The following is a 2,897-nucleotide window of genomic DNA, read 5'->3' on the forward strand; positions in this document are numbered from 1 at the left end:
CAGTCAGAGATGAATTGACTGACACGCCGCCTTCGCGAGCAAGCCCGCTCCCACACAAGCCCTGCTCCCACAGGGGGATTCCATTGTTCTCGGGGTTGGGGTTTACACCCTGAACTGATTCATCAACGTCATCTGCTGGTTGGCCAATGCATTCAGCTGGCTGCTGATGGCCGCCGATTCGGTGGCCTGGCCCGTCAGCGTCTCGGTCACGGTACGGATCGCCGAGACGTTGCGGTTGACCTCTTCGGCCACGGCGCTCTGTTGTTCGGCGGCGCTGGCGATTTGCAGGTTCATGTCGCTGATTACAGTCACCGCCTCGCTGATCTTGCCCAGGGCCTGCACCGCCTGATGGATCTGCCCGGCATTGTTCTGGGCCTGGCTCTGGCTCGAATGCATGGTCGCCACCACGCCACGGGTGCCGCTCTGGATGCGTTCGATCACCACGCGGATCTCCTCCACCGAATCCTGGGTGCGCTTGGCCAGGTTGCGCACTTCGTCGGCCACCACCGCAAACCCCCGGCCGCTTTCGCCGGCGCGGGCCGCTTCGATGGCGGCGTTGAGTGCCAGCAGGTTGGTCTGCTCGGCAATGCTGCGGATCACTTCCAGCACCGAGCCAATCTGCTCGCTGTTCACCGCTAGCGCCTCGACTTCGCCCACGGCCTTGCTGACTTCTTCGGCGAGGGTGGTGATGTCGCGGGTGCTTTGCTCGATGATCGACATGCCTTCACGCGCCGACTGATCGGCGCCCCGGGCCGCGCTGGCGGCGTTGGAGGCGCTGTTGGCGACGTCATGGGCGGTGGCGCTCATTTCGTTGGAGGCGGTGGCCACCTGGTCGATTTCGCGGAACTGCACCTGCATGCCTTCGCTGGTCTGGCGTGCGATGGCCGAGGACTGGTCGGCGGTGCCGCGCGCTTCGGTGATGCTTTGCTTGATCTGCGCGATGGTCGGTTGCAGCTTGTCGAGGAAGGCGTTGAAGCCGTTCGCCAATTCGCCCAGCTCGTCTTTCTTGCTGTAGGCCAGGCGTTGGGTGAGGTCGCCGTCGCCGCTGGCAATGCCCTTGAGCATGGCAGCCACGTTGTTGATCGGGCGCGTCACGCCGGTGGCGGTCAGCCAGATCAGCAGCAAGCCCAGCAGGCCAGCGGCGGCACCGACCAGCAGGGCCTTCAGGGTGCCGGCGTCCTGGGCTTTGTCGAGCAGGGTTTGCAGTTTGCTGGCGTCGGCCAGCATCACCTGTTTGGGCAGCTTGATGAGCACGCCCCAGGATTTGGCATCGGCAATCGGCTTGACCGGGTACACGGCGCGGATGGTGTCGTCCTGTTCACGGATCGTGTGCGTGCCGTTGGCCAGCAGTTGCACGATCTCCTTGCCTTCGGCGCCGAGGATGTCCACCAGGTTTTTGCCGACCCGGCCTGGCTCACCGCTGTAGGCCGCAATCAGGCCGGTGCTGGAGAGGACTTCCAGGTGGGCGGCGCCGTCGAACAGTTCTTTTTGCGCAACGTCGGTGGTGGCTTGCAGGGTGTCGAGGGCGATGTCGATACCGACCACGCCGATGACGTTGCCGTCGACGATCAGCGGCAGGGAGATGGTGGTCATCAGCATCGACTTGCCCGCCACTTCATCGGCGTACGGGTCCAGCAGGCAAACACTGCGGGTGTCCCGTGGGCAGGTGTACCAGATGTTGTAGGGCGTGCCGCTGAGGTTGAGGCTGGTCTTGGTCAGGTCGTCCTCGACCATGATGGTGTTCAAGCCTTCGCCGCCGGCGCGGCTCCAGTAAGTGGAGAAACGCCCTTTTTCGTTGGAGACGCGGGCCTTGTCGTCGATGAATTCGCTGTCCTTGCCATCCAGCCCGTTGGGTTCGAACGACAGCCAGATACCCAGGGCCTTGCGGTTGCGCTCAAAGGCGGTCTTGACGCTCTGGTTGAGGGCTTCGCGCAGGGCGCCGGGCTCCAGCGAGCGTTGGCGGGCGAGGGCGCGCAGGTCTTTGACCTGGTCGGCGAGGGCGGTCACCACCAACAGGTTTTCGCCAAAGGTTTTCTGCAGTTGCACCGCTTGTTCGGCGGCCTTGGCCTGCAACAGGTCCTGCACGCTGTCGGTGAGCATTCGCGAGCTTGAGTCGCGGACCAGATGGTTGTTCTGATCGGCCTCGTACAGGTTGACGCCGACGACCAGGGCAATCACGCCCAACAGGCAAAGGCCGGACAACAGGACGATTTTCAGGCGGATGGAGAGGGTGTCGAACATAGGTTCACTCGCGAATGGACTTATTGGTATGCGAAGCACGGCCAAGTCCATTCGGCGCTATGTCTTGGGCATCGGCGCAGAGGGGCGTTTCATGAGAGGGAGGCGATGAGCGGTAGGAAGTGTCCTACGCGCGGCGTTAGGCGGGCCGTGCGAGACGTTCCGGGCGCGACCAGATCCACAGGTTGCCCAGGCTCATCCCGGCAATCGCCAGGTAGATCGGCCAGCCGTGGTCGAGCATCACCAGCATCAGCCCGGCGCAGAGCAGCATGCTCACGGTGGCGCTGACCTTGGCCCGGCGGGCGATGATCTTGCCGTTGCGCCAGTTGAACAGGATCGGCCCGAACAAACGGTGGTTTTCCAGCCAGGCACTGAGACGCGGTGAGCTTTTGGTGGCGGCCCAGGCGGCGAGCAGGATGAATTCGGTGGTGGGCAAACCCGGTATGACAATCGCCACCAAGCCAATGCCCAGGCTGACGTAGGCCAGCAGGCCGAAGAGGATTCGGGCGATTTTCGAGGTGGATTGGGTTTTGCCGGTCATAGGTTTGCGCAAAAAAGATAAAGCAAGAAATCAGCTTGAAATGAGATCCAAATGTGGGAGCGGGCTTGCTCGCGAAGGCGATGGGTCAGTCGACATCGTTATCAACTGACAGACTGTA

At 62.8% G+C, this 2,897-nt stretch carries 2 protein-coding genes and 1 pseudogene; all 3 read right to left on the reverse strand.

Going from position 1 to position 2,897, the window contains the following annotated elements:
- Positions 1-102: 102 nt before the first annotated feature.
- Positions 103-858 (reverse strand): methyl-accepting chemotaxis protein, encoded by a 756-nt coding sequence (locus NUV89_RS30050; protein WP_374684556.1) that lies wholly within the window; start codon positions 856-858, stop codon positions 103-105.
- A 102-nt stretch (positions 859-960) separates the two neighbouring features.
- Positions 961-2,292, reverse strand: a pseudogene (locus tag NUV89_RS30055) (HAMP domain-containing protein); the annotation flags it as partial.
- An 85-nt stretch (positions 2,293-2,377) separates the two neighbouring features.
- Positions 2,378-2,779 carry a YbaN family protein gene (locus tag NUV89_RS28975; RefSeq protein WP_124524993.1) on the reverse strand — a complete coding sequence of 134 codons (402 nt, stop codon included), beginning with the start codon at positions 2,777-2,779 and terminating at the stop codon, positions 2,378-2,380.
- Positions 2,780-2,897: the final 118 nt, after the last annotated feature.

Source organism: Pseudomonas sp. 18.1.10 (genome assembly GCF_024655625.1).
Taxonomy (GTDB): Bacteria; Pseudomonadota; Gammaproteobacteria; order Pseudomonadales; family Pseudomonadaceae; genus Aquipseudomonas.